Here is a 6,000-nt window from a genome sequence, read left to right on the forward strand (position 1 = left end):
AAGAGCGAATGCAGACACTACTGATCCACCGCCGCGAGGCAGAAGAGGGGTCCACATCATGGCGCCCAGGACGACCCGGACGACCATCCGCACGACGGCCACACCGGGCGGAGGCGGACTGACGTTCCCGCAGGTCGCGATCGGCCTGCAAACCCTGGCCATCTTCTTCCAGGCGGCCACCGCCGGACTGCTGCTGTCCTCGTCCCACGGCGAGGTGTTGCACGGCGTCGGAGCGCGCGTGATGTACGGGGCGTCGATGCTGTACGTGCTCGCCGCGATCCTGGCGTGGCGACCGGGCGGCCGCGAGGCCCGCCCCATCCTGTACGCGTCCGGCTTCCTCGCACTCGCCTCCGTCCAGGTCGTCCTGGGCATCGCGCACGAACCGACGCTGCATGTACCCCTGGGCGTCCTGATGTTCGGCCTCAGCGTATGGGCGCTGTGCCAGGCCCTGTCCAAAGCCGCGGGCGGGGGTTCACCGCGACCGACCCCGTGACGCCCACCATGCATCGGGGGCGGCATCACGGGTAGGTGCGACGGACATCAACCATCCGTGCCGGCGCCCGCGCCGGCCCGACGATCGAGGTGAGTCATGGCGACCTCCGCACGAACAGCGATTCCCGCCCTCCTGGCTGTGGCCGTGGGAGCCACGCTGGTGTCCGTCGGTCCGGTGGCCGCCGCCGAGAGGCCGGTACGGGCGAGCACCTGCGCGTCGGGAGACCTGAGCGTGTCCGCCGGGCCGCCGGACGTCGGAGCCGGGCAACTGTACGTACCGCTGCGCTTCACCAACACCGGCGACCGTCCGTGCACCCTGCTCGGATACCCGGGCGTCAGCGTTCTGAGCGAGGAGCAGAAGCAGATCGGGAAGCCGGCGGACCGGGACGGGCAGGTGCCCGCCGCCGTCTCCCTCGCCCCCGGGCGCAGCGCCACGGCCGTCCTCCACACGACGAACGGACCGATCGGCGGCCCGTGCCTGCCCAAGGGGGCGTTCCTGAAGGTCTACGCGCCCGCCTCCAAGGACGCGGTCCTGCTCAAGACGCCCTTCCAGGTCTGCTCGAACCGCTTCACGGTCAGCCCGGTCACGCCGTAGCCGTCGCGAATCGTGGCCGGTCGTCGCCACCGTCCGCGGCCGGCCCCGCGCGGCGAGCAGGGGCTACTGCCCGGCGATGAGGGCGGGGAGCGCGCGCATGTCGTGGAAGACGGTGGTACCGGGGCCCTCGAGGCGTTCGGCCGGAGTCAGACCGCCCGCGTAACCGAAGGCGCGCATGCCGGCCGCACGGGCGGCCTGGACGCCGGGCCGGCTGTCCTCGACCACCACACAGGCGGCGGGATCGACCCCCATGTTCCGGGCCGCGTACAGGAACAGATCGGGGGCGGGCTTGCCGCGGGCGACTTCGCCGGCGCTGTAGATGCGGCCGGCGAAACGCTCGTACAGGCCGGTCCGGCCCAGGGTGTGGCGCATCTTGTCGTGCGAGCCGCTGGAGGCCACGCACGTCGGCAGGGTGAGGGCGTCGAGAGCCTCGGGCAGCCCCTCGACGGGGGCGAGATCGGCGTCCACGGCCTCGCGATGCAGCTGCTCGAACCGCTCCGACCAGATCGCCGCCGTCTCCTCGCCCAGCCGGACGGCAACCTGCTCGCGAATGGAGGCGTGCGAGCGCCCGATGAAACGGTCGACGACCTCATCGCCGGTGAGGGGCCAGCCCAACTCGGCGCCCAGGGCGACCTGGACACGGGCCGCTATGCGTTCGCTGTCGACCAGCACACCGTCGCAGTCGAATATGACGAGTTCAATCGGCTTGATCATCCCGGCAGGATAGGTGCCCGCCCGATCGGGCGGCGGCGCGGCCGCCCTTCCGATCGGGGAAGGGCGGCCGCGCCGTCGGGTCGTACGCCGGAGCGCGCGGCGGAAGCGGGCCGTCCCGTCGCGAACTCCGGATCCGGTCAGCCCGCGAGTTCGGCGGGCCCGCTGTCGGGGACCCAGGAGCCGTGGAGCCCGGCACTCACCCGGTGGGGCAGGTGGACGGTGGCGATCCGGTCGAGACCCGACGCGTCGAGGACCACCAGTTGCGAGGCGTCCTGCTTGAGGTCGGAGACGACGGTGAGCAGATAGCCGTCGTCCTCGCGCGTGGCTCCGGTGGCGGGAACGAAGACGGCTTCGCCGGGCATGCGGGCGTCGCCGACCTGGTGGATGCGACGGGCGCCGGTGGTGCGGTCGTACTTGACCACTCCGTACCCACCGAAGCCCTTCTCGTCGGGGAAGGAGATGGCGTAGTGGTAGCGGTTCTCGGCGCCCAGGTACTCCTCGTTGAGGGTCGGGAACTCCACCGGCAGATCGTCGATGATCTGCTCGTCCACGGTGCCGGCCACCATGTCGACCACCCAACGGCGGGTGTAGGAGCGGGCGACGGGTTCACTGCCGCGCCCGGGCGCGCCGATCCACCAGTTCCAGGAGAGCCGGAAGCCCTCACGGTCCACGGTCGGGCCCTCCAGGACGATGCGGCCCTGGCCGTCCTCGAAGGCATTGGCGACGTGCAGCATGTTGCCCGGCTCTATGGAGAACCAGCGGACCTTCCGGGCACCGTCCTCCCCACGGGGCATGACACCGATGCGGGCGGGCTGCTGGTCACTCCAGCCGTACGGGATGCCGGAGTGGTCCGTGGGGTCGAAGGTGACGTTGCCCTCCACGAAGACCACGTGGTGGCGGGTGATGGCGAAGTCGTGCTTGAGCGAGGCGGTCGCCCCCGGGACCTCGGCGGTGTGGGTGATCTCGCCCTTGGCGTCGGCGACGTAGTGCACGAGGAAGGGCGGGAACGGAGAGGACCCGAAGAAGTGGAGCTCGCCCGTCACGGGGTCCTCCTTGGGGTGCGCGGTCATCGCCGTCCGCAGCTTGCCGTCGAAGTCGTACGCCCCGACCGTCTCCAGGTCCCGGGTGAGTTCGAAGGGCAGGTTCGCCTCGCACAGCGCGAGCAGCCGTCCGCCGTGCTCGATGATGTGGGTACCGGCGGCACTGGCCGTCAGGTCGGGTCCCCGCTCCGTCATGTACGGGGCGCCCTCCAGCGCGGGGGTGTGCACCCAGCGGTTGCGGTACCACTCGGCGCGGCCGTCGCGCAGCCGGATGCCGTGGACCATCCCGCTGCCCTTGAACCAGTGGGTGGGCGTGACACCGGGCTTGGGGTTGTGGCCGTTGCGGAACAACCGCCCGGTCAGCTCGGTGGGCAGGGTTCCCTCGACTGTGAGGTCGGTGGCCGTGACCTCGTTGACGACGGGGGTGAAGTGGCCGGTCAGGTAGGGCTTGTCGACGGTCATGGCAGGGGGTTTCCTTCGGTGGATGTGATGAAACGTCAGGCGGCGTCACCGAGATGAGGCCGGGCCCGTCGGTTCAGCGTCGGGGCCGCCGCCGCCCGGCCGGCGGCCGGGAGGGGCGCCCCGTCCGTGTGGGGTGGAGGAGGTTCATGGCGCACAGCCTCCTGCGGGGGGCTGTCCACTATCCAGGGCAGCCGGGCGCGCCCACTGTCCACTCCTGTCCGCGCCTGTCCACCCCGGCGCCGCCGAAGGCGTGCGCGCGCCCTCCCCCCGTTGTCTACCGTGACCGGGGGCCGTCGAGCTCCTGCTGCCACAAGGCCTCGCACAGCAGGTCCAGGCCCTGACGCAGGTGACGCCGGTAGGTGCCGTACGGAAGGCCGAGGCGGCGGGCGGCGGCTTCCTGGGTGGGTGCGCCGGAGAAGTAGCCCGCCGCCAGGGCCTCGCGGGCGCGCACCCCGCGCGGGTCCTGCGCGAGATCGTCGACGGCTTGGCGCAGCAGAGCGCGCAACTCCGCGACGGGGTCGGCGAAGTCCGCCGCGAGACGGCTGCGCAGCAGGGCGCAGGCGGCGAAGGCCCCGGCGTCACGCCAGTGCGCCAACGCCTCCCGTACGCCCTGGTCGAACAAGGAACGCGAGATGGGCGACGGTCCGGGCGAGACCGGCTCCTCGGTGGTCGATATGAAGCTCTGGAGCCACGCCTCCACGGGTATCCGGCGCCAGTCGACGCTGAACAGGCCGTACGTGTACGCACCGACCCGCGGGCGGGCGCCGGTGTCGGCGAGGGTGCCCTTGACGCGTTCGGCCCAGGTCTCGGCATCCCGGTACACGGCGAAGCCGTAGGCCCGACCACGGGCACGGGCCGACTCCGCCTGGGCGCGGGAACTGCTCAGGTCGATGACGCGCGAAGGGACCTGGTAACGCTCGGGGTAGACCGAGAAGCGGCTGACGCCGATGTGCTGGCCGGGGCTCACCGGCGCGGTGGCCTCGGTGTACCGCCACGCGGCGGCGACGACGGGATCGGTGGCCAGGTCCTCGGGGTCGGCAGGGGCCGACAGGGCCAGCCGGGCCGTGAACGCCACGATCCGGCCCGTGTTGACGAGACGGTAGACGCTGAAGGCCTGCGGCTGACGCCGCGCCCAGTAGCGGACCAGTTCCGCGGAGGCGGGCCCCTCGGTGTCCTCGGCCATGCGCAGCACGGCATCGAGGTCGTCCGGGTGCAGAGGGCGGTCGTGCACCTCGTCCTCGCGGGACCAGGTGCGCAGCCGGGCCAGGGTCTTCCCTTCCCGAAAGAGGTGGAAGAGTTCGTCTGTGACGGTCCACACCTGCTCCTCGGGTGCCTCGCGCAGGAGGCGCAGGTACTCGTCGGCCAGGCGCCGGCGCACGGCCTCGAAGGCGTTCGGTGCTCGCCAGCGCAGGTCGGCGGCCAACGTCTCGCGTGCGGCGTCGTGCGGGTGGAGCCCCCGGTGCGTGGACTCCATGAAGGGGAGGTCCCTCAGCCAGGAGAAGAGCTGATGGGCGTCCTCCTCCGGCAGGACCGCGGTGAGCAGTTCCTCGGACGTCGAGCGGGCTTGCGCCGCCACCTCCAGGGCGCGACGGTGGGCCGCTGTGGGCACCTCACCGATCAACCCCGCCAACAGGGTGCGCAGGACGTCCGCCGAGGGCGCCCAGATGTCCTCCTGTGCGCAGCCGGTCGATCCCGACGCGGCCGCGAGGGACAGGGCCAGCGGATTGCCCCCGGCGAAGCGGAGTACCGGGTCGCGCAGTTCGGGCCTGATCCGGGCAGCCACCAGCAGACTGAGAGCCTGCTCCTCGGAGAACGGCTCCAGTTCGGTCACGTGCAGGAGCGGGGACCAGGCGGGGTCGGCGGTCCACTGCGGCTGCGGGGCGTGCCGGCCGGCGAGGACCACCAGCGCGTCGTCGGCGGCACGGGGCAGGAACTGGTGCCACAGCCGGCTCTCCAGCCACTGGCAGTGCTCGAAGGAGTCCACGAGCAGGACGGTGCCCGGGACCTTCACGAAGGTGTCGGCGGCACGCTCGAAATCGGCGGGGTCCCGCTCGACGAAACGACCGTCGAGTTCGACGAGCGGCCGGCCCGCCGCACGAGCACGGTCCGCCATCCGCCGCAGCAGCGTCGACTTGCCTATGCCGCCCGGTCCACACACGTAGAACGCGAACGGCGCCTGTGGATCGCCTGCCAAAGCCGCCTCGAACGTGTGGAGTTGCTCCTCCCGGCCTATGAACGCCCGCTCCCGCGTCCTGGTCAGTCTCTCTCCTACGGACACCACATCGGCTCCCCTCACCGCGGTCGGCCCCGGGCGGAACCGCCCGGGGATCCTCTTCGGGCCCGCCGGTCAAGCGAGGCACGAAGGGTGGCGCGCCGGCGCTCCTCGCCGGTCCCGGACGCGGCAAAGAGCGGCCGTTTCACGCCACTTGACGGCTGATTGAAACAGAAGGTGCCCGGATATCGGAATGGCGGCCGTGAAAAGTGAATGGGACAGGACGGCGCCGCGGCTCCGGCCGGCCCCCGCCGACCGGGCCGGAGGGCGGTTCGCACCGGCTGCGCTCGTGGTCGCCCGGCCTCGCGCCACGGGAGGGTGGCCGCTGTGGGCGTACGTACGTGTACGCGGGGGCGGGCCGCAGTCGGGCACGCAGTCGGGCACGCACGGTCGGGCACTCGGGGTCCGGTACTCGGGGCCGGGGG

The 6,000-nt window shown here is 72.0% G+C and carries 5 protein-coding genes; 2 read left to right on the forward strand and 3 right to left on the reverse strand.

Annotated elements, in window-relative coordinates; translation table 11 throughout:
* The first annotated feature begins 58 nt into the window (after positions 1 to 58).
* The gene (locus ADK55_RS31025; RefSeq protein ID WP_053683514.1) at positions 59 to 493 is read left to right on the forward strand and encodes a hypothetical protein; all 435 of its coding nucleotides are present in this window, start codon (positions 59 to 61) and stop codon (positions 491 to 493) included.
* 96 nt (positions 494 to 589) lie between these two features.
* Positions 590 to 1,087, forward strand: a complete 498-nt coding sequence (locus ADK55_RS31030) for a DUF4232 domain-containing protein (RefSeq protein ID WP_078999608.1) — start codon at positions 590 to 592, stop codon at positions 1,085 to 1,087.
* A gap of 63 nt (positions 1,088 to 1,150) precedes the next feature.
* Here the strand turns inward: ADK55_RS31030 and ADK55_RS31035 are convergent, their stop codons facing one another.
* The 3 genes from ADK55_RS31035 to ADK55_RS31045 all read right to left on the reverse strand — a co-directional run bounded on the left by ADK55_RS31035 (position 1,151) and on the right by ADK55_RS31045 (position 5,581).
* Complete coding sequence (locus ADK55_RS31035; protein WP_053683518.1) at positions 1,151 to 1,801, reverse strand: HAD family hydrolase; 651 nt, start codon at positions 1,799 to 1,801, stop codon at positions 1,151 to 1,153.
* A gap of 137 nt (positions 1,802 to 1,938) precedes the next feature.
* Positions 1,939 to 3,303, reverse strand: a complete 1,365-nt coding sequence (locus ADK55_RS31040) for a carotenoid oxygenase family protein (protein ID WP_053683520.1) — start codon at positions 3,301 to 3,303, stop codon at positions 1,939 to 1,941.
* A gap of 274 nt (positions 3,304 to 3,577) precedes the next feature.
* A complete protein-coding gene (locus ADK55_RS31045; RefSeq protein WP_063839662.1) occupies positions 3,578 to 5,581 on the reverse strand; it encodes an AAA family ATPase in 2,004 nt (667 codons plus the stop codon).
* Positions 5,582 to 6,000: the final 419 nt, after the last annotated feature.

The sequence above is a fragment of the Streptomyces sp. WM4235 genome (assembly GCF_001279725.1).
Lineage (GTDB): Bacteria > Actinomycetota > Actinomycetes > Streptomycetales > Streptomycetaceae > Streptomyces.

Bases quoted from the DNA above. Each gene is read 5' to 3' on its own strand.
- ADK55_RS31035 (WP_053683518.1), bottom strand. From the start codon at position 1,801: ATGATCAAGCCGATTGAACTCGTCATATTCGACTGCGACGGTGTGCTG.
- ADK55_RS31025 (WP_053683514.1), top strand. From the start codon at position 59: ATGGCGCCCAGGACGACCCGGACGACCATCCGCACGACGGCCACACCG.
- ADK55_RS31040 (WP_053683520.1), bottom strand. From the start codon at position 3,303: ATGACCGTCGACAAGCCCTACCTGACCGGCCACTTCACCCCCGTCGTC.
- ADK55_RS31030 (WP_078999608.1), top strand. From the start codon at position 590: ATGGCGACCTCCGCACGAACAGCGATTCCCGCCCTCCTGGCTGTGGCC.